The organism is Paraliobacillus ryukyuensis (assembly GCF_003315295.1).
In the GTDB taxonomy this organism is placed as follows: Bacteria; Bacillota; Bacilli; order Bacillales; family Amphibacillaceae; genus Paraliobacillus; species Paraliobacillus ryukyuensis.
On record NZ_QNRI01000001.1, the window covers coordinates 588,859 to 610,774 of the forward strand.

The following is a 21,916-nucleotide window of genomic DNA, read 5'->3' on the forward strand; positions in this document are numbered from 1 at the left end:
CCATTTTTTAAACAATGCTTTTTCCTCCTATGAAATTTGTTTACTTGTTTGATTAAATAAAGCTGGATGTAGCAAGCAATGATAAATTTCATCTTGTGTTAATTGGCCAAACTGTAAGCCAATTAACACATTAGATGCATCAATGCGCGTCTGATTATTAAAAATCGTGAACTTATCAGGTCTAAACACTAGCATAAATTGTGATTGTCCTGATACATCTTGATACGGGACAAGATTAACCGGTAAATGAATCTTGTCGTATAATTGTTCAAAAGAATTATCTTCCTTTACTTTTTTCATTAATTGAATGGTTTCTTCACTAAATAATTGTTTGATGACTGTAAAATCACAAACTACTACTGTTTTTCGGGAAAAAGGATCGATTAATTGATTACCACTATCGACGTAACCAGTGGTTTGTACAATTTGGTTATCTAATTGAATAATGACTTGCATAAGTTGTTCTGTCTGAAATTGCAAAAGCGTATGCTTGTCCAAACGCTGTTTAGTAAACCACCATACAACGGGAAAGCCTAAAATAACAAAGGACCAGCTTATAGGATCCCCGTATCCACTACTCCATGTAACAATACCTGTTTTTGACACATTCATTGGATTTGACAGAAAAAAATGAATAGCTGTTAACGCACCACCTAAGGTAAAAGTTATAAAATAAAAAATGGCTAGCAATCGTAACAGTTTGATTGGACGCTGTAGACCAAAGCCTATTAGAACAATACCCATAGATAATAGCAATTTTCCTATCGGATGAAGCAAGATGGATTCAGGATAAAATACCGTCAAAGGTACTAGTAACGATGCTGCACACGCCCCAAAGAAGATCATAGAGTTTCTTGCACTGATCTTAGCCATATGTCTTGTTAAAAGTAAGATCATCCAATCTAATAAAATATTCAGTAGCCAAACTGCATCTAAATAAATAATGGTCTATTAGCCTCCTCCCTTTTCTGTTTTATGAAACTAGTATATCGAATGCAACATACAATGTCTGTCAGTTATTGTCTGACAGACTAAGCATTTTTTTAGAAATTCCGTTTGAAATTGTCAAAAGTACTACAGTATCAAAAATAACATCGATCTCTCTTCTTTATTTTTTATTAAATAAAAGGCTCTGTTAAAGTATAATGTTGATTTTTATAGATAAAACAGAACTTCCAATTATGTGGAAGTTCTATTTGGAGTTATTATCTTTTAGAAGTCATCAAAATATTTATTTTAAGACTTTCCAATCTTCATAAGTTTTTGTATCAATACCTAAATTATTTGAACTTAACCATTCAAATGCTTTTAAGACAAGTGGTGAAGCATTGTCCAATGAAACATCATTTTCCGATACCCATAATGCCCCCAGTGAGTCCTGTCCATCAAATTGTTCTGGTATACTTAATTCTCCGCCTATCATTTTAACTGAATAGTAAACTGCTATATGGTGCACATCCGTAAAATCTCTCCACAGCCAAGGAAGTTTAAAATCAATGACACCAATGTTTTCGTCAATTTCAATCTCTAGACCCGTTTCTTCAAGGAACTCTCTTTTCATTGCTACGGACAAGCCTTCCCCTTCTTCTAAACTTCCTCCAGGGAGGTCATATCGGTTTATATAAGGACCACCGTTCTTGTTTATAACCAAAAGTTTTCTATCTTTTATACATATTCCATATACACCAAATGCTCTATGATATTTTCTCCCAGACACTAATAATCCCCCTCGTATCCATATAAAAAGACCTGCTCTTTGATAAAAATAAAGTTTAAACCGTAAACTTGGACAATCTAAGCGTATCATATGTTTCGACACTTGGAATTAAATTCCCTTTTATCATCATATCATTCATCGTGACTTCATTTCGCTGATGATGAATGCCCTCTAACACTTGAAACCAAGCGAGGTAATTGTTTAAATACTTGGTCGCCACACCGTTAAATCGCTGTATCCATCCTTTGAGTCTTCGATGGTAGTTATTGACGTTCTGGATGTGATAGAGACCCTTTGTACGAACTTTCCCATCAGACTTGAATTGATAAATAGGCATACCTTTTTCACTAGCATAGGTTTTAAATGCACGCCAAGCATCGGTACATAACACATTTTCATTTGAGAGTTTATTCCCGATAGCTCTGTCTAATTGTTCCTTTGTCAATCTACCCATTCCTAACGTCTGCGAGAAAGTCACTTTGTCTCGGTCTCTTGCGACCAAAACACATACCTGTTCATTACTTATTCCACGTTTCTTAGCGGAACCTCCTCGTTTACGAGGCTTTCTGTCTTTAATCTTTCTTTGTCCTTTTTCAGAGTGCAGGAAATAGGTCTCGTCCATTTCAACGATACCTTGAAAATTCGATATTTCCATTTGCTTTAATGAGGTTAAAAGTTTATGTCTCCAGTAGAATAAGGTGACGTGGGTAACGTTACCAATCAACTCTGCTGATTTGCGAAGAGAATAACCTTCAATCATACATTCAATGAATTTAAGCCAACGATTGAGGTGACGAGTTCGGTATAATGCCGTATTGGTGAGGTCTGTAAACGTCATACTACAAGCTTTACAGCGATAACGCTGTTTTTTCACCTCTTCACCATCCACGATAGTAGAATATTTTCCAAATCGTACAATATGCTCTGACTCACAATTAGGACAGCGATAGCCTTCCTTATTCTTACGTTCAGAGATTTCTTGCAGTACCGTTCCTGTTGAGGATGATGCAGTAAGAGCACCAATTAAATACTCCTGTAATCGGTGTTTTTCCGCTGGATTAAGTTTTTGAATAGCTTTAAGGATATCGGTTGCTCTCAAAGTCATCACCATCTTATGTTTGATGACTACATTATAGAACATTTGTTCGAATTATACAAATATCAACAATGACCTTTAACATAGCCAAATAAAAAAAGCTTTCACAGCTATTGTTTAGCTGTAAAAGCTTTTTGGATTTTGTTATCTACGTCGATTTCTATTGCGTAAGAAAGTAGGAATATCTAATGTATCCTCTTCTTCTCTTTGTGCTTGCGGACTTGGGGTTTCTTGATTAACTGTTTCTCGTCGTTGCTCAGGTGCTTTTGTTGTTTTTTGTGTTGAAGGTTTCTTCCTAGTTTGACTAGAAGATAATTGCGCTTCATCAAAACCTGTAGCAATAACCGTTACAATAATTTCATCTTTCAAATTCTCGTTAATAACAGAACCAAAAATAACGTTAACTTCTTGATCTGCAGCAGACGTCACAATGTCAGCTGCTTCTTGCACTTCATATAAACTCAAATTTGCGCCACCAGTGATATTCATTAACACACCATGTGCTCCATCAATGGATGTTTCCAATAATGGAGAAGAAATTGCTTTTTTAGCAGCTTCTGATGCTCTACTTTCTCCTGTAGCTACACCAATACCCATTAAAGCTGAACCTTTGTCGGACATAATCGTTTTCACATCGGCAAAGTCGACGTTAATTAGTCCTGGAGTCGCAATTAAATCTGAAATACCTTGTACACCTTGACGTAACACATTGTCTGCTTCGCGGAAGGCTTCTAACATTGGTGTGTTCTTATCAATAATTTCTAACAATCGATCATTTGGAATAACAATTAATGTATCTACGCTTGATTTCAGACCGTCAATTCCAGTAACAGCTTGAGTAGAACGTTTTCTACCTTCAAAAGTAAAAGGTCTTGTAACAACACCAACCGTTAAAGCCCCAATTTCTTTTGCTACTTGTGCAATAACAGGAGCAGCACCGGTGCCTGTTCCGCCGCCCATACCAGCAGTAACAAAAATCATATCAGCACCTTGCAATACTTCCTCTAATTGTTCTTTGCTTTCTTCAGCAGCTTTTCTACCTACTTCAGGATTAGCTCCGGCACCTAGTCCTCTAGTTAATTTTGTTCCTATCTGGATTTTCACTTCTGCTTTAGATAAATTTAAGGCTTGCGCATCTGTATTTACAGCAATAAATTCCACGCCTTGTACGCCGTGTTCAATCATGCGATTTACAGCGTTACTTCCGCCACCGCCAACACCGATTACTTTTATTGTCGCAAGTTGATCCATTTCCGTATCAAACTCTAACATCTTTGTTCCTCCTAATTTGCAAGTTTACTAGATTCGTGGTTGTAATTTCATTTCACGATATGAAGGTTGTCCAATCAACTATGTATAGTGATATGTTTGAACATTTCTATCTCCTAATTAATCAAAAAAGTATTTAAATAAATTAGCAATACTAGAATCTTTCTTTTTCGCTGGTTTCTTTTCTTTGTTATTATTAACAACTCGTTTTTGCTTAGCTGGTTTTTGTTCAGCATAATCGGTAAATGTAACCGAACCAGATAATTGTTTGCCTTGAATTTTCGCATTACGATAAGCAAATTTTAATATTCCCACACCTGAAGTATATTGTGGTTCTCTTACCCCTATATAATCAGGGATAGCAATGCGAACATTAGCATCAAATAGGTCTTGAGCTAATTCCAAGGCACCTGGCATACGCATAGAACCACCGGTTAAAACAAAACCTCCAGGTAATTCAGAATAACCCATCTTTTTAATTTCGCGAGCTGCATAAGCATAAATTTCTTCCAACCTAGCTTCAATCATATCAGAAATTTCTAATTGATTAAATGTCTGTTTTTGATCACTACCTATAATAGAAGCCTGGAATGTTTCTTCTTCACTAGCATATTCATAAAAGGCATGACCGTGGTCAACTTTAATCTCTTCTGCATCTTCTGACGTTGTTCTTAGCCCGATTGAAATATCTTTTGTTATGTTGTCCCCGCCTAATGGCACCACACTAGTTGAAGCAAGGTGATCATTTTCAAATACAGCAACTGAGGTACTGCCTCCTCCAACATCTAATAAGGCGACACCCAAGTTTCTTTCGTCTTTAGATAAAGCTATGGATCCTGAAGCCAATGGTTGTAAGCAAATATCAATTACTTCCAGACCTGCTCTTTCCACACATTTTAAAATGTTATGTAGCATAGTTCTAGAACATGTTATAATTGTTCCTTCCATTTCCAGACGAACACCAATCATTCCTCTTGGATCCGTAATCTCATCTAAGCCATCAACAATAAATTGTTTCGGAACAACATCAATTATTTCGCGCTCAGGTGGTATGGAAATTACTTGAGCAGCGTCGATCACTCTTGTTACATCTTCATTATTTATTTCGCGATTTTCACTAGAAACAGCCACTACACCATGACACGGTTGAAGTTGTATGTGGTTTCCATTTATACCGACAATAACCCTGTCAATATGCATATCAACCATTCGCTCTGCTTGTTCAATTGCTGAGCGAATCGAATGAACAGTTTGATCAATGTCAACGATGGCACCTTTCTTCATGCCGTTTGAATTGGCTGTACCTACGCCAATAATGTTTAATGCATCATTTAATACTTCACCAATGACAACTTTTATTTTTGATGTACCTATATCTAAGCTGACTAAAATTTCATTGTTGTTCACAAGTAAGGCACCTCCTACACTACGAATTAAGAGTAAAACTAATATGTATCAATATTCATGCTACAAATCTAGTAGATGTAACTAACATTTTAACACGAAATTTACAGAAATGAATAATTAGTTATATTATAATAATAATTTATATTAATATCGAATGTTTTTTTAAATTTCTACTATAGACTTTACTACAATATTCAACATATAGCGACCTTTTTCCTTTATTTTTTTGTAGGAAAATCATTACTTTTCTTGCTTTTTGATGGTAAATAAATAATCTCTAATTAAAGAAAGGTTTTTAAAGATTCTTATACCGAAGGCAAACACTGCCGCCAAGTACAAATCCAATCCAAATTGAATTCCTAAAAATGTTAAAATTCCTGCAAGAAAAGTATTTAGTAAGAAACCAGATAGAAATAAAGCATGCTTAAACGTGTGTTCAACATATGCACGCATACCACCAAAAAGCGCATCTAATGATGCTAATATTGTTACGGCTAAGTATGGAGCAAATGGCTCTGGTATTGTATAGTCTGTTAAAAACCCTAGCGTAATACCAATAACTAGAAAAATAGCTGGCAACCACATTAATCTTCACCTGTTTCTTCATTTACTTTTACGGAGTCAAAGTCAATATTTCCTTGATAAGCTGGAAGTGTCATTTCTGCTTTCTTACTCATTGTAAGTGACATATTTTCAATGGCTATATTATCTCTAAAGTCACTAACTTCCATGTAATCAATTAACCGCTGGGGCGAATCAGTCAAAACAGAAATTGTAATAGGAAGATCTGGTAAAGCATGATTATTAACATAAGTTTCTCCATTGACATACCGTATTGGACTTGTACTAACAATACGTTCTTTTTCAATGGCTATATCTTTTGCACCATACGTGTTCAATTCGTTAACAAGTTGGTTTAATAATTCCGGAGAAATCATTGGATATTCTGATCCTGTAGGTGAATCTACAAAAACAGGTTCAATGGTTAATTCAATACCTTTACTAGTTCTTTCTGCCAATCCCGCTTGTATTTTTAGCTGTTTAATTGATTTTTTTAATGAAGAAATTTGTTCTTGTTCTGACTTCTGTTGATATTCTTGTAGTGTTTGTTCTAAATCACTTATTTGCTGGTAAAGCTGTTGCTGTTGTTTTTGTTCATCTTGTATTTGTGCACGAACTTCCCACATGTCTTTTGTTTCTCTTTGATTCGATTTGCTCGCTGTATTGAATTGTAAAGCTATTGTAAAACCAATAAAAATACAGATGATTGAAATGATAATTTTACTTTTTACCGGCAAGTTTTGTCACCTTTCTTAGCTTAATTTCGCATCCATTGTTAGATTATCTTCATTTTTTAATGTAACCTCAATATTATCATTAACTAACAAATCTACCACACCATTTGTTAATTCAAGACTTGTTCGCAATGTCTCTTCATCACCAATTGCTTCGACTGTAAAGGGGGCGGGGTATTGATTGCCATCTACCGAAATAACCGGGCCCACACAATTTACATAACTATCGCTAAAGATTCGTTGACCATTGATTGCGATGGCTTTTGCACCAGCACTATAGAGTTCATTAACAAGTAACTGTATATGGCGATCATGAACAATATATTGGTTCGCGTTTTGTTCAGAAGGAATATAATTTGCATCACTCAATGTTATAGCCACACCAGAGCCCTTTATTGGTAATTCTCCAGTAATCATTTGTAACTCTCTCTTTTGTTCAACAAAGTCTCCTATTGTTTCTTCCTGCTCCCCAAGGGTTTTTTCTAATTGGTTAATTTGTGAACGATAGTCGTCAATTTGGTGACGAAGCTTCCTGTTTTTTTCTTCAATTTGAATTAATTGCTGTCGATAGTTAAAACCTTTTTCCCAATCTTGTTCTGATAATTGAATCACTTTTGGATTATGAAATGTGTATTGGTAACTAAAAGTAATAAAAAAGCCTATAACTAAAAGAACAACAGACCATATTATATGCTTCCCCTTAAGACGCATGATCTTCCTCCTTAGTCTTTTGTTCTTTTTCATATGGATCAAACACTGCTCCACCTTCTCCGATTGTAATAATGCCTAACTGTTTTTTGTCTAATTGACTAACAATCGAAGGATAGGTCTTCATATAATTTGAAAAATTATGAATAGAAGATCTTACTTCATAACCATCATTCATAAATATTGTTACTTTATATGAATTTGTATCCGTTGGTTTCCAATAAATCTCTGAAATTAAGGATGAAATTGAACTAGGTAACGCTTGTAATTCACTAGCTAATGCTTCTAGTGGTGCATCACTAGTAAAATCCATAAGTAGCGGTGCATCACTTCTCCAAGCAGTCGTGGGTGTTTCTAAGAAGTTGCCATTCTCTAAGACAGGGTAGTATTTACCTTCTCTTTTGAGATATGCTACTTTTTTCAACTCTTCCACTGCTATTACAATGGTATTTGGGAGTTTCCTGCTAACAGTTGCATTCTTAATCTCTTGATGTTCGGTAATTTTATCTTCTATTTTGCCAGTCGAAACACCCCAGAAATTATTATCTTTTGACAAGCCACTTAAAGCGATTAACTCATCTGAGTTGATATAATCATTGCCTTCAATTTTTATGGCTTGTATGTGGCTAAGAGGTGACTGTAAATATACTACGATACTAATTAAAATAAAAAATAACGATAAATAAAATATTAATCGTCTATTTGTTTTCTTTTTTCTTACTTCTTTCAATTTTGGAATTCGATCTTCAATCGAAATAACTTTTTTTTCAGCCATCTCCTTAATCTTCCCTTAACCTATAAAATAATCTTCCAATTTCTATCTTCTATTTTCTAATCCTAAATTTTGATTTTAAACTTTGTTACATTAGAATTATATCATATTTTTATATTGTTCGTCGTATGTTTGTCTAATTCAAAAGGTGCATTTTGTATTAGATAATTTGATTCAATACAATTTTATAGGTATTATTGATAAAGAAACTTACACACTTGTTACTTTGCGTTGCGTTTAACAAAGAAAAACAATCTAGAACTTACGTTAGGTGGGAGAAAATGAAACGTATATGCTTTTTGATAGGAGTAGCTTTTTTGTTGATTTTGGTAGCATGCAGTAAGGATATAGCAGATACGCAAAACAAAGAATCTGGAAGTACAAATGACTCATCAATAAATGAGAACAATAGTAGTACTGATAATGATCAAAGTGATTTAACAAACGAAGGCTCGGATTCATCTGATACCAATGACGACGATATGAATAACAATAATTCAGAAGAAGATAGCACTGAAGCAAATAGTGATGAATCTGAAGAAGACAAAGCTAGTAATGATCCAAGTGATACTCCTGATCAAAATAAACAACTGACCGAGTCGCAAGCTGTAGATAAAGTTCGTGCAAAATTAAAAAATGAGATAGGTAATGAAACTATTGTTGAAGTCGATCATACTGATGAAGATGGGAATTATGTTGTTCATATCTATGATATTGTAGAGAACAATGGTAGTAGTCACACCGCAACAAGAGGATGGTATACGGTAAATCCAACGACAGAAGTAATAGAAAGTTTATTTTAAAACACATGTAAAAAACGAAAAACAAGAGCAAAGCGTTCCATTTTGATTAGACCCTTGCTCTTGTTTTTCGTTTGGAACCTATTCCTGTACATGCTAATTCATATGTGAAAAACGACTTATATTAATTAATATACCAACAGATGCAAGAATTAACGTTAGCGAAGAGCCACCATAACTTAAAAAAGGTAACGTGATACCAGTTACAGGTATTAAACCGATAACTACGCTAATGTTAATAATAACTTGAAGTGAGATCATAGAAGTGATTCCTAAGCCTAACAACATTCCGAACTTATCAGGAGCTCCTAATCCAATTCGAACGCCTCTCCATAATAATAAAAAGAATAGCATTATCAACAAACTACCACCGATGAAACCTAGCTCTTCTGCGACAATAGCGAAGATAAAATCATTATGAGGTTCTGGTAAATAAAAAAACTTTTGCAAACTATTTCCTAAACCCATACCTAAAAGTCCACCAGGCCCTATGGCGTACAAAGATTGAATAATTTGAAATCCATTTCCTAAGGGATCTTCCCAAGGATTCAAGAATGCCGTTATTCGATTAATTCGATAAGGTGCGGAGATGATAAGGCCAGCAAATCCCAACACACCAAGAAGGCCTAAACCTACAAAGTGGTTTATTTTGGCACCAGCAACAAATAACAAAATAAAACAAGTGAGGATAACGACCATCCCAGTACCTAGATCTGGTTGTAACATAATTAAACCAAAACTAGTAAATATTAAAAGTAATAAGGGTAAGAAACCATGCTTTAACGATTGGATATAGCGTTGTTTTTCAGCTAGATATTTAGCAAGAAAGATAATTAACCCTAATTTCATAAATTCAGCTGGTTGAATACTGAATGCGCCAACACCAATCCAACTTCTAGCCCCGCCTCGCACCAGTCCAACTCCAGGTATAAGCACAGCTATAAGTAAAATAAAACAAATAATTAAAATTGGTTTAGCATATTTACGCCATGTTAGATATGGAATTTGCGCAACGATAAACATCGCTAACACACCTATACCAGCAAAAAGCAGTTGCCGCTTTGCAAAATAAAACGCATCTTCAAATTTGTAAGTTGCCCAAATGGATGAAGCGCTGTAAACCATGACAATCCCTATCATCAGTAATGAAAAAATAATTATTATGAGAAATATATCCGGTTTGAGTTGCGTCGTCTTTTTATTCTCCACATTAGCCTCCCTCTATTTGTTACAGAAATTGTAACAAGTAAAAAAAAGTAAGGCTTAAGTACAAGCCTTACTTTAATGTATGCACAGCTTCTGTGAACATGTCTCCTCTTTCTTCAAAAGTTCGGTATTGGTCCCAACTCGCGCATGCTGGCGATAACAAGATAACGTCGTTTTCATTAGACATTCGATAAGCCTCTTCCACTGCTTGTTTCATTGTTTCCACATGTAAAATAGATGCTACTCCTGCGGTTTTTCCTGTTAAATGTAGTTTATTTGCTGTTTCACCAAACACCACCATAGCCTTTACATCTTGAAGGTACGGAATTAAGTCATCAAAATCATTTCCGCGATCTAAACCACCAGCTAATAAAATAACCGGACGATCAAAGGCAGATAAGGCTTTTGATGTAGCTAAAATATTGGTAGCTTTGGAGTCATTATAAAATAGACGTTCTTGAAACGTGCGAACGTACTGCAAACGATGTTTAACGCCAGTAAATGTAGTTAACACATGACGAACACCATCGAAAGTAGCTCCAGCAAGAAGAGCGGCACTTGAGGCTGCAAGAATATTTTCTAGATTATGATTACCAACAAGTGCAATATCTTCGCGCGCCACAATTGGATCCTTTTTAAAATAGATATTCTTATCATCGCACCAAGCACCATTTGGTAAATTCACCTGTGTGCTAAATGGAATTTTTGCGGCATTGGAGTAGGCAACAAGATCCGATACTACAGGATCGTCCGCATTATAAACCAAATAATCATTTTCTTGTTGATTTTTAAAGATATTTGCTTTTGCATTTTTGTAATTTTCAAATGTATGATGGTAATCCAAATGTGCTTGAAATAGATTTAAGAACACAGAAATTTTAGGCTGAAATTGTTGGATTCCCATTAATTGGAAAGATGATAACTCAACAACAAGTGTTTCATCTGTCTTTAATTTACTAGCCGTTTCTGAAGCAACTTTTCCAATATTTCCTGCAACTTGAGTTGCCTTGTTACTTTCTATTAACATTTGATGCACTAAAGTTGTTGTGGTGGTTTTACCATTTGATCCTGTAATACCGATAACTGGATTATTTGTTAGATAGTGTATTAGCTCAATCTCCGTGAGAATGGGTATATCTCGTTTGATCGCTTCTTGTATCAATGTATTTTCATAGTTAATACCAGGATTTTTTATGATCACATCAACATTATCTAACAAAGAAAGTGGGTGTCCTCCGGTTACGACTTCCACACCTAAACGTTGTAACTTCACGATTGAAGGGTCATCTACTTTTGCTTTCAAATCATTTGCTTTCACATCAAATCCATTTTCTATCAATAATTCACAAGCGGCCGTTCCACTTTTCGCTAAACCTAACACTAACGGAGCATCATATGGAAAATGTTGTATTTCATTCATGAGACCCACACCTCTATGTAAACCGCAAGTGCCGCAAACAACAAGCCCACTAACCAAAATGTTGTAACTACGCGCCATTCAGACCAACCTTTTAACTCATAGTGGTGATGAAGCGGACTCATACGAAACACGCGTTTTCCTGTAGTCTTGAAGGAGATAACTTGAATGATTACGGATAATGTTTCTAACACAAATACGCCTCCGATAATCACTAGTAAGATTTCTAATTTGGTTAGAATAGCTATTGCAGCTATTGCAGCGCCTAAAGCTAATGACCCTGTATCTCCCATAAACACTTTGGCAGGATGTGCATTAAAAACTAAAAAGCCTAAAAGGGCTCCAACTACCGCTAAGGAAAAGATAGTTACCTCAAACTGTGGCACACCATACCAGGCAAGAATGCCAAATACGCCAAACGCAATGGCTGCTGTCCCAGCTAACAATCCATCCAACCCATCCGTTAAGTTAACTGCATTAGAAGCACCAACGATCATTAATACAACTAAAACACCATACCCAAGGCCTAAGTCAAATTGCAAACCTGTTCCTGGAATAGCTATATAAGTGGGAAAATCATTCATGTGTAAAATGACATAAAATATAATAGCGATAAGTACCTGACCAAACATTTTCTGCTTAGAAGTAAGCCCAAGATTTCGTTTTAAAGCTACTTTTATAAAGTCATCTAAAAATCCTAAAAATCCATAACTAAACAACACGAATATTAAAAGAAAACTTGGTGAATAAAACCAATTCGTTTGCTCAAATTTTGCTGTCATTATTAACGTGGTTATGATAATACTTACTACGATCATGACACCGCCCATGGTTGGTGTGCCAGTTTTTTTCATGTGTGATTGTGGTCCTTCTTCCCGAATGCTTTGACCAAATTTCAACTTACGTAAAAATGGAATAAAAATCGGAGATAAGAGGACGGTGATTAAAAATGCAATGCTCATTGTTATTATTAAAACATATTCGTTCAAGATACTCTCCTCCTTGTTCTATTATAAACCGTCCTATGTTTTTTATTTAGACTAGTTGCTTACTTACTTCTTCCAGTTTCATCCCTCTCGAGGCTTTTAACAAAACTACGGTTGATGGTGTGAGAAGTGGTTGAAGATACTGAATTAGATCATTTTTTGTAGCAAAGTGATTTGATTTTAATGCCGGTAATCGTTGCTCAGCTGCTTTATGAATCTCCAAAGCAGATTCACCAATGGTACAAAGATAGTGAATATCCTTAGTGATTTCCTCTGCAATTTCACGATGATAAGCTTTAGTATTCTCCCCTAATTCAAACATGTCCCCAAGTACTAAAATCTTTTTATCATAGGCTTTTAATTCTTTTACTACTTCTATGGCAGCACGCATTGACGTCGGGGATGCATTGTAGGTATCATCAATAATTGTTGCCCCATTGCGTCCTTTTGCTGTTTCAAATCGCATACCCGTTAATTCAATAGTTGCTAATTTTTCTCGTATCATTTGTGGTTTTACACCAAGTTCTTTTGCAATGGCAATAGCAAAGCTAGCATTCTTAACATGGTGTTTTCCTAACAAGGGAATGGAATATTGTTCCTGATTATAATAGAAAGTAGAAGAACTACTGGAGATTACTACATCTTTGATCACTATCGCATTTGTTTCATTAAATCCGATAGAGATATTAGCAACTGTATTTTGATATGGGTAAAGTAGCGGTTCATCCCCATCAAAAATTAATTTACCCTCTTGGTCTAATCCTGATAATATTTCGGCTTTCGCTTTTGCAATTCCTGCTCTTGATCCTAAAAACTCTATATGTGATTCTCCTATATTTGTAATTACTGCATGATTAGGTTGGGCAATTTTTGATAAAACTTCTATTTCTCCAAAATGGTTCATGCCCATTTCCACCACAAGAACTTCTGTATCATTTGGCATACTCAAAATTGTTAATGGTACACCAATATGGTTATTTAAATTACCTTGCGTTCGATGGGTCTTGAATTTACCAGCTAACACACTAGCAATAATATCTTTCGTTGTTGTTTTACCATTTGAGCCCGTTACGCCAATAACATGTGGATCAACAAGTTCACGATAATAAGCAGCTAATTGTTGCAATGCAGTTAACGTATTATCCACTAAAAATATAGGGAAATCTGTCGGTACGTACGCAGGGATATTCTCATTTTTGTTCCAAAGCGCAGCTACAGCTCCCTGTTCAATAGCTTGACGTAAATAATCATGTCCATTAAAGTTCTCACCTTTTATTGGCACAAACAAAGCATGATTCATCGAGACGCGAGTATCCGTAGCTACGTGCTTAATCGATATTTCATCTGCAGTAGCACCATGAGTATTTGGAAAAAGTTGAAGCATAGCTTGTGTTGTAAATAACATGAGACAAACTCCTTCATTGTTAGTTGCATCGTAAAAATATAATGGATTGGAAGTTACGAGTTATATCATCTTTCATCTTTATAACAATGAAAAATGATATAACATGATTAACTATTTTCCATGATTGCATTAGCAGCAATTTCCCTATCGTCAAACGGCACCATTTCTTTGCCAACAATTTGATACGTTTCATGCCCTTTCCCAGCAATTAATATCATATCACTTTCATCTGCTAATGCAATGGTTTTTTCAATGGCTTTTCTGCGGTCTACTTCTAACTGATAGTTGGTATGGTTTAAACCAACTATCATATCTTCTAGAATAGAACCTGGATTTTCCGTACGCGGATTATCAGAAGTGAAAATAGCTTGATCTGCATACTTGCATGCAATCTCTGCCATAAAAGGACGTTTCGTTTTATCACGGTCACCACCACATCCAACGATGACATAAACCTTTCCTTTGGCAAATTCCTTTATTGTTTGTAATACATTTTGCAATGAATCCGGCGTGTGTGCATAATCAACAATGACACCGTAAGACTGTCCACGATTCACCGGTTCAAACCGTCCACTTACACCATTTGTTGTTTCTAACACTTTTTTTATAATAGCTAACGGTATATCTCTTAGCAATGCAGCAGTTGCAGCAGCTAACATATTATAAATACTAAATTTACCCATTAATTTGCTGTGTATATCAATGGAACCTTTATATGTTTGCAAACAAAAGTCGCAACCATTTTCGTTCAACACAATATTTTCGGCGCGCACATCAGCTTCCTCAATAATGCCATATGTAAGAGTTGGTTGAACGGTTTGGTGTATTAATCGAGTACTATAATCATCATCCGCATTTATTACCGCATATTTAGGTTTTTCTTTCGCATAGCTATTACCTAATTGTTGAAATAACCGACTCTTTGCTAAGAAATAATTTTCCATTGTTCCATGATAATTCAAATGATCTTGAGACAAATTCGTAAACACTGCAATATCAAAGTCACAGCCATTTACACGACCAAGTTCAAGCGCATGTGAAGAAACTTCCATTACAGCGGTATCTACTTTTTCTTTTACCATCTGATCAAAACTATGTTGCAAGAATGAAGCTTCGGGTGTTGTATTGGCCACACGGTAAGATTGATTGGCTATCGTCATTTGAATCGTTCCTATTGTACCCGTAATATGGTTGTTTGCTTGTAACATTTCATTTATTAGATTAGTGACGGTTGTTTTACCGTTTGTTCCTGTCACCCCAATCAGACTTAACTGTTGTGTGGGGGAATCATAGAAGGCATTTGCTACAATCGCCAATGTTTTAACAACATCTCGCGCATAAATGACTGGAACAGCACAATCTGGTAATGGCTTTTCTGCTACAATTGCAGAAGCTCCGTTCGCTATCGCTTGTTCTACAAAATCATGTCCATCTACGGTGTATCCCACAATGCAAAAGAACAAATATCCGGGCTTTACTTGTCTAGAATCAACGGTTATACCTGTTATTTCTACAGATGGAATTGTGTTATCTTCTGCTATTTGCGGAATAAGTTTTACTAGTTCTTCTAATTGTTTCACACGTACTCATCCTGTTCTTTATCATATTCAATCTTGTTCAAAAAAAGACATCTAGAACCTCTTCACGTATCATAACTGAAACGAGATTATTTGAACATACTTTACTATTGTATCAAAAAAAAGAGGGTTCAGCATGGGTATTATTCGTTAATTTTCTTCTGCGAAATATAAACGAATTGTATCACCTGGCTCAACCTTTGTACCAGGCTCAGGGGACTGATCAACAATGACATCTCCATCTCCTGATGCTTCAATGCTTAAATTAAACATATTTTCTTGTAAATCATTCTTTGTCATACCAATTAGATTAGGGACTTCTACTGGAGGTTCTTCCGGCCACTGATAGTCTTTCCCTAAACCATCTTTCACAGGTTTTACACCCATTGCTCGCAAACCATCTTTGATAATACTACCTACAATTGGAGCAGCAACAACCCCACCAAATTGGACTGTATTTTTCGGATTATCAATTGCAACATAGACAACCACTTCTGGATCATTAGCTGGGGCAAATCCAATAAAAGAAACAATATGATTATTCTCCATATATCCGCCATCTTCACCTACTTTTTGAGCAGTTCCCGTTTTTCCGCCCACACGATATCCTTCTACATATGCGTTTCTTCCTGTTCCTTTTGCCACAACGCTCTCTAGGGCTTCACGAATTTGCTTCGACGTTTCATTTGATATCACTTGCCGCTGTAATTTAGGCTCATATTGTTCCACTACATCTCCATTAACTGGATCCAGCCATTTTGATGCTAGATATGGTTTATATAGATATCCACCATTTACAGCCGCAGAAACTGCCATTACTTGCTGAATAGGCGTAACAGAAACCCCTTGTCCGAAAGAGGTAGTTGCTAATTCTACAGGACCAACTTTGTCTAGATTGAATAAAATCCCATTTTCTTCTCCATATAAGTCTATTCCTGTTTTTTCTCCAAAACCAAAATCGTCAATATAGCTGTATAGTTTTTCTTTTCCTAATTTTTGCCCAAGTGAAATGAAACCTGGGTTACATGAATTTTGGACAACTTCTAAATAGGTTTGCTGACCATGGCCACCTCTTTTCCAACAATGTAATGTTGTTCCGTCTACTTCCATGGAACCATCATCATAAAATTCATCTTCCTCTAGATCAACTACTTCTTCTTCCAAAGCTGCAGCTAATGTAATAATTTTAAACGTAGATCCAGGTTCATAGGTACTCCAAATAGGCAAATTCCTGTTATAAACACTAGCATCTACGGCTTGATAATTGTCAGGATCAAAATTCGGTCTTGAAGCCATTGCCAGAATCCCACCTGTATCTGGATCAACCGCTAATGCTAAAGCTCCATCTGGGTTATAGGTCGCTTCAGCCAAATCCAATTCACGTTCAACAATAGTTTGAAGTCGTTCATCGATTGTTAATTCCAAATCATTTCCATCTTTAGGTGGTTGATAAGTATCAGCTAAGTTAGGAAGTCGTTTGCCTTTTGCATCTGAGTAAAATGAAAGACTACCATTTGAGCCACTTAATTTATCATCATAATACAGTTCTAATCCCATTAATCCTTGATTATCTATTCCACTGAAACCTAAGACATGAGAGAGATAATTTCCGTTTGGGTAATAACGCTTTGAATCTTGCGCTATATAAACCCCATCTAGCCCTAACGCTTGAACAGCATCCGCTTGCTCTTCAGAAATTTTTCTACCTTTAGAAAACCGAACAATACTTGAATTTTTCGTAAGCTCCTCGGTCATGTCTTTTTTACTAATATCTAAGATCTTACTTAGCAATGTAGCTGTTCTGTCCACATCAGTAATCTGTCTTGGCACAACCATAACCGTTGGTGCTGAGACATTTTCTGCTAACACAAGCCCATTCTTGTCCACTATTTTTCCACGTTCAGCTTCAAAAACAATATCCCTACTCCATGAAGCTTCTGCTTTGTTAGATAGTTCATTTCCAATAACAAATTGAACATAACCTAATCGGAGGAGAATGGCTACAAATAAAAGTATCGCAAAAAGAAACACAGTGACTATTCTTTTTCGCATTGTAACATTAGATACTCGTTTCATTTTTCAGCTCCTTACACGCTAGTAAACTTGTATCTAGTATATGTTTGCGATAATTGAATAGAACACTGCATTCTTATCCATCACTATCTTCACTTGATTCATCCGTAGCTTCTTTTTCCTTTTCATTCTCTGTATCTTGATTCGGCAATGAAAAGTCTACCATAATATACGTTCCTTCTTTTATCTCAGTACCTTTTTTCACACTTTGTTTTGTAACGTATCCATTTCCCATCGTTTCTAAATCTAAATCGAGTAGTTCGGCCAATTCAAGGACATCACGCTGGGACCATTCATGGATAGAAGGCATTGTCGGATGATCGGTTATGAGCAATACATGGTCACTAGCAACGACCTGATCCCCCTGAGCAAAATTACTTTTTTGTACCGTATCACCGTCACCTATGACTGTTACTTGCAAACCATTATTCTCTAATTTCTCTTTAACTTTTGTAGGAGATTGATTCGTTACTGCTGGAAACACAGTCGGGGCTGCTTTTGCTTCTTTCTCTTTATCAGGTTGAATATCCAAGTAATGCAAACTGTTTTCCATAACGTTTTTAAAAATATAAGATACTGGAGCAGAACCGGATTCAGTTGGTTCTAATTCAGGTTGTTTAACTGTAACATACATTAATAACTCTGGATCTTCTTTTGGTGCCATCCCTAAAAAGGAAAAAATATAATTTTCATGACCAATCATATATTTACCATTTTCACCAGGAATTTGCGCCGTTCCTGTCTTACCAGCAATCGAGTAATCTGGCAAGTTATAAATATTGTGAGCAGTTCCGTGTTCAGACGTTACTACAGTTTCTAATATATCCAATACTTGGTCAGCAGTTTCTTTGGAAATTGGTTTACCAACAACTTCTGGTTTTGTTTCTTTAATCACTTCTCCAGATGCTGCATCTTCAATTTTCGCAATGGTATATGGTTTCATCATTTTCCCGTCATTTGCAATCGCTGTGGCAGCTTGAATTAACTGAATCGGAGTAACCGTCGTTCCTTGTCCATAACTTGCTGTTAATTGTTCAATCGGGTAGTCAAACAATATTTTTCCTGCTTCTTCCCGTGGTAAATCAATGCCTGTTTTTTGACCAAAGTGGAAAGCTTTTAAGTATTTCAAAAAGGTATCAGGACCGATTTTTTCCCAAACTAATTTTGACATAGCTACATTGGAAGAACGCTGTACTCCTTCCAAATAGGAAATCGTTCCCCATGATTGGTTATAATCTGTAACTGGACGTTCAATTTGATCAATTTTGTATCTACCAGATTGATACATTTCATCTGGGTTAAACACGCCCTCTTCAATCGCAGTTGCTACCGTGAAAGATTTCATGGTTGAACCTGGTTCTATCGGTGTAGACACCACATCATTGTACCAGTTTTCTACATCCCCAAGATCATTTGGGTTATAACTCGGGCGATTACTCATTGCGAGGATCTCACCAGTCTTCGGATTCACTACCGTAGCTGTAATTCGTTCCGGATTGTAATCTTTCACTACTTGTGACATAGCATCTTCTAAAAACGTTTGGATTTTTTGATCAATCGTTAGATAAACATTATTACCGTCTTTTGCTTGTTGAATGATCTCTTCAGGATGAAGTAACTTTGTACCATACTTATCGCGTTGATAAGAAATAGATCCGTCTTCACCTTGTAACTGATCATCAAGTTGTGCTTCAATCCCTGTTAAACCAGAAATCATGCCTTCCTCATCTCTTTGAGCCAAACCTATTACCTGGGATGCAAATGTTCCATTCGGATAATAGCGTTTCGCCTCTTCATTAAATTGAATACCAGGTAATTCTAATGCATCAATATCATTCTTTACTTGTTGACTTAATTGACTACCTACCGTTCCAAATTCCACTTGAAATTTGCCTTCATCAATACCCTTTTGCATGGCTTCCGCTAATTTGGCAGCATCTACATCTAAAACGGTGGCCAATGCCTTTGCTGTTTTTTGTACATCTTCTTTTGGCACGTGTCTCAACACTTTTTCTGGGTTTGGTGAAAATGTTGGATCTACAATAGCATACAAACTATATGTCGCTCTGTTTTGCGCCAAAGCCATATTATTGCGATCAAAGATAGAGCCTCTATTGGCTTTTATGGTGTAACTGCTCGTACGCCGACTATCTGCCAACTTATCTAAATTAACACCTTCTACTTCGCCGGTTGCTTGTATGTATAAGAAACGTCCAGCTAAGACCAAAAATATCACAACAAATATAACGGTTAAAATGTTAGTCATCATTTGTGCCGTTCTATTCTTTTTCAATGTAGATCCCATCCTCTAGCGAACATTATTCTGTAATTTTGGCTGTCTGTTTCACTTGTGTATTTTGAATTTTTAAACCATTTTCTTTAGCAATTCGAAGAATTCGATCAGGGTTACTTAATTCTTTCACTTGATAAGAGAGGTTTTCATTTTTGGTTTGTTGCTCCGATATCTTACTTTCGACGCTTTCCACATTACGGTTTAATGCATCTAAATTGGCGCTAAAGTGTACAACGTAAATTAAAGTACCAATGAGAGCAACTCCAAACATTATATATAAGAATTTTTCGCCAGGGGTAACCCATTGCTTTTCCTGTACTTTAACTTGTTTTTGTGGTGCAGAACGCTGATTTCTGCTTGGTTGCTCAGAAACTGAGGTTTGCCATCTCCTTGCTTCACTTGCACTCATTTCTCTTCCCGCCCTTCTTTGTATGTAAATGCTTCATCCCATGGCTTTACTTTCTCTACAATTCGAAGTTTAGCTGATCTTGCTCGACGATTTTCTTCAATTTCATCTTCATTCGCTATAATAGGTTTTCTCGTAATTAATTTAAATGGTGGTTGGCTAGTTTCCGGGATAATTGGAATATTCTTTGGAACAGGCAATGCTGTACTCCATTTTTTGAAGGCCAATTTACACATACGATCTTCTAATGAATGAAAAGTAATAACAGCTACTCTTCCTCCGACCTTTACTAGCTTGGCTGCTTGTTCTAGAACATCAAAGAAGGCTCGTAGTTCATCATTAACAGCGATACGAATAGCTTGAAAAACCCTTTTAGCTGGATGACCGCCTTTTCGCCTTGCAGCTGCAGGGATTCCTTGTTTAATGATATCTACTAATTCAAAGGTAGTAGCTATTGGCCGCTCTTCCCTTATTTGTTCAATTTTCCGCGCAATTTGTTTGGAAAATTTCTCCTCTCCATATTGGAAAAATATTCTGACCAAAGCCTCATAGGACCATTTATTTACGATCTCATAAGCCGAAGTAGTTTGTGATTGATCCATTCGCATATCTAGACGTGCATCATACTGATAACTGAATCCTCGCTCTACATGATCTAATTGTGGAGAAGATACCCCTAGATCAAATAGTAAACCATCGACTTGATCAATCTCTAGCTCTTCTAATCTATCTTTTAAAAATCGAAAATTGGAATGCACATATGTAATACGGTCTTGAAAAGGTTTTAATCTTTGTTGAGCCGCTTCTAATGCATGCTCATCTTGATCAAAAGCAATTAGCCTGCCATTTTCACTAAGTTTTTGTAAAATAGCTTCCGAATGCCCGCCTGCACCAAGTGTACCATCGACATAGATGCCATCTTCTTTAATTTGTAATCCGTCAACTGTTTCTTGATATAGTACACTTTTATGCTCAAACATTGGTTACACCTTCTTTCAATTCAGACTTCATTAATATTCAATTCTGTTGGGAGTTAAAAATCAATATCCATCATATTTTCTGCAATCTCAGCAAAAGAGTCTGATGAATCATCCACATAACTATTCCAAATTGTTTCAGACCAAAACTCCACTCTATTAGAGACACCAATAACTGCACATGCTTTATCCAAATCAGCATAACTACGGAGCGCAGCAGGTATATTTATTCTCCCCTGTTTGTCCACTTCGCATTCAACAGCTCCAGAAAAGAAAAACCGAGTAAATGCGCGTGCATCTTTTTTAGTTAAAGGGAGTTTTTTTAATTTATCTTCGATCAAGTGCCATTCATCCATGGGATATGCAAATAAACATTGGTCCAATCCACGTGTGACGACAAAGGTATCACCTAGCCCTTCGCGAAATTTCGCAGGTACAATGATTCGACCTTTGGCATCAATATTATGTTTGTATTCACCCATGAACATAATGATCGACCACCTTTTTTTCCA

General features: G+C 36.1%; 20 protein-coding genes. 1 reads left to right on the forward strand and 19 read right to left on the reverse strand.

Features of this window, described 5'->3' with window-relative positions; translation table 11 throughout:
- Window positions 1–27: 27 nt before the first annotated feature.
- From spoIIGA to DES48_RS03155, 9 genes are all read right to left on the reverse strand, one after another.
- Window positions 28–945 carry a sigma-E processing peptidase SpoIIGA gene (gene spoIIGA / locus DES48_RS03115; protein WP_342769923.1) on the reverse strand — a complete coding sequence of 306 codons (918 nt, stop codon included), beginning with the start codon at window positions 943–945 and terminating at the stop codon, window positions 28–30.
- A gap of 286 nt (window positions 946–1,231) precedes the next feature.
- A complete protein-coding gene (locus DES48_RS03120) occupies window positions 1,232–1,717 on the reverse strand; it encodes an NUDIX hydrolase (protein ID WP_245911263.1) in 486 nt (161 codons plus the stop codon).
- Between the two features lie 55 nt (window positions 1,718–1,772).
- Window positions 1,773–2,822 (reverse strand): IS1595 family transposase, encoded by a 1,050-nt coding sequence (locus DES48_RS03125; protein ID WP_113866731.1) that lies wholly within the window; start codon window positions 2,820–2,822, stop codon window positions 1,773–1,775.
- Between the two features lie 135 nt (window positions 2,823–2,957).
- On the reverse strand, window positions 2,958–4,085 hold the full coding sequence (gene ftsZ / locus DES48_RS03130; RefSeq protein WP_113866733.1) for a cell division protein FtsZ: 1,128 nt from the start codon (window positions 4,083–4,085) through the stop codon (window positions 2,958–2,960).
- A gap of 117 nt (window positions 4,086–4,202) precedes the next feature.
- Window positions 4,203–5,489, reverse strand: coding sequence for a cell division protein FtsA (gene ftsA, locus DES48_RS03135; RefSeq protein WP_113866735.1), 1,287 nt, complete (start codon window positions 5,487–5,489; stop codon window positions 4,203–4,205).
- Between the two features lie 240 nt (window positions 5,490–5,729).
- On the reverse strand, window positions 5,730–6,074 hold the full coding sequence (locus DES48_RS03140) for a small basic family protein (RefSeq protein ID WP_079709367.1): 345 nt from the start codon (window positions 6,072–6,074) through the stop codon (window positions 5,730–5,732).
- The gene (locus DES48_RS03145; RefSeq protein WP_113866737.1) at window positions 6,074–6,787 is read right to left on the reverse strand and encodes a DUF881 domain-containing protein; all 714 of its coding nucleotides are present in this window, start codon (window positions 6,785–6,787) and stop codon (window positions 6,074–6,076) included. The genes DES48_RS03140 and DES48_RS03145 overlap by 1 nt, the downstream gene beginning before the upstream one ends.
- A gap of 15 nt (window positions 6,788–6,802) precedes the next feature.
- Window positions 6,803–7,495, reverse strand: coding sequence for a DUF881 domain-containing protein (locus DES48_RS03150; RefSeq protein ID WP_245911264.1), 693 nt, complete (start codon window positions 7,493–7,495; stop codon window positions 6,803–6,805).
- Complete coding sequence (locus DES48_RS03155; RefSeq protein WP_113866739.1) at window positions 7,485–8,267, reverse strand: cell division protein FtsQ/DivIB; 783 nt, start codon at window positions 8,265–8,267, stop codon at window positions 7,485–7,487. Before DES48_RS03155 ends, DES48_RS03150 begins: the two co-directional genes overlap by 11 nt.
- A 278-nt stretch (window positions 8,268–8,545) precedes the next feature.
- Between DES48_RS03155 and DES48_RS03160 the strand changes: the two genes are divergently transcribed.
- A complete protein-coding gene (locus DES48_RS03160; protein WP_147232377.1) occupies window positions 8,546–9,067 on the forward strand; it encodes a hypothetical protein in 522 nt (173 codons plus the stop codon).
- Between the two features lie 93 nt (window positions 9,068–9,160).
- Here DES48_RS03160 and spoVE read toward each other — a convergent pair whose 3' ends face one another.
- From spoVE to mraZ, 10 genes are all read right to left on the reverse strand, one after another.
- The gene (gene spoVE, locus DES48_RS03165; protein ID WP_079709363.1) at window positions 9,161–10,273 is read right to left on the reverse strand and encodes a stage V sporulation protein E; all 1,113 of its coding nucleotides are present in this window, start codon (window positions 10,271–10,273) and stop codon (window positions 9,161–9,163) included.
- A gap of 67 nt (window positions 10,274–10,340) precedes the next feature.
- Window positions 10,341–11,690, reverse strand: coding sequence for a UDP-N-acetylmuramoyl-L-alanine--D-glutamate ligase (gene murD, locus DES48_RS03170; protein ID WP_113866743.1), 1,350 nt, complete (start codon window positions 11,688–11,690; stop codon window positions 10,341–10,343).
- Window positions 11,687–12,649 carry a phospho-N-acetylmuramoyl-pentapeptide-transferase gene (gene mraY / locus DES48_RS03175; protein WP_370622735.1) on the reverse strand — a complete coding sequence of 321 codons (963 nt, stop codon included), beginning with the start codon at window positions 12,647–12,649 and terminating at the stop codon, window positions 11,687–11,689. Before mraY ends, murD begins: the two co-directional genes overlap by 4 nt.
- A gap of 73 nt (window positions 12,650–12,722) precedes the next feature.
- Entirely contained in the window at window positions 12,723–14,078 is a 1,356-nt protein-coding gene (locus DES48_RS03180) for a UDP-N-acetylmuramoyl-tripeptide--D-alanyl-D-alanine ligase (protein WP_113866745.1), read from the reverse strand.
- 107 nt (window positions 14,079–14,185) lie between these two features.
- Window positions 14,186–15,658 carry a UDP-N-acetylmuramoyl-L-alanyl-D-glutamate--2,6-diaminopimelate ligase gene (locus DES48_RS03185; protein WP_113866747.1) on the reverse strand — a complete coding sequence of 491 codons (1,473 nt, stop codon included), beginning with the start codon at window positions 15,656–15,658 and terminating at the stop codon, window positions 14,186–14,188.
- A gap of 147 nt (window positions 15,659–15,805) precedes the next feature.
- Window positions 15,806–17,731 (reverse strand): stage V sporulation protein D, encoded by a 1,926-nt coding sequence (locus DES48_RS03190; protein WP_113866749.1) that lies wholly within the window; start codon window positions 17,729–17,731, stop codon window positions 15,806–15,808.
- A gap of 73 nt (window positions 17,732–17,804) precedes the next feature.
- A complete protein-coding gene (locus DES48_RS03195; protein WP_425451846.1) occupies window positions 17,805–20,021 on the reverse strand; it encodes a penicillin-binding transpeptidase domain-containing protein in 2,217 nt (738 codons plus the stop codon).
- Window positions 20,022–20,046: 25 nt separating this feature from the next.
- Window positions 20,047–20,430 carry a cell division protein FtsL gene (ftsL, locus tag DES48_RS03200; RefSeq protein ID WP_113866751.1) on the reverse strand — a complete coding sequence of 128 codons (384 nt, stop codon included), beginning with the start codon at window positions 20,428–20,430 and terminating at the stop codon, window positions 20,047–20,049.
- Window positions 20,427–21,407 (reverse strand): 16S rRNA (cytosine(1402)-N(4))-methyltransferase RsmH, encoded by a 981-nt coding sequence (gene rsmH / locus DES48_RS03205; protein ID WP_113866753.1) that lies wholly within the window; start codon window positions 21,405–21,407, stop codon window positions 20,427–20,429. Before rsmH ends, ftsL begins: the two co-directional genes overlap by 4 nt.
- Window positions 21,408–21,460: 53 nt before the next feature.
- Window positions 21,461–21,892 (reverse strand): division/cell wall cluster transcriptional repressor MraZ, encoded by a 432-nt coding sequence (mraZ, locus tag DES48_RS03210; RefSeq protein ID WP_113866755.1) that lies wholly within the window; start codon window positions 21,890–21,892, stop codon window positions 21,461–21,463.
- Window positions 21,893–21,916: the final 24 nt, after the last annotated feature.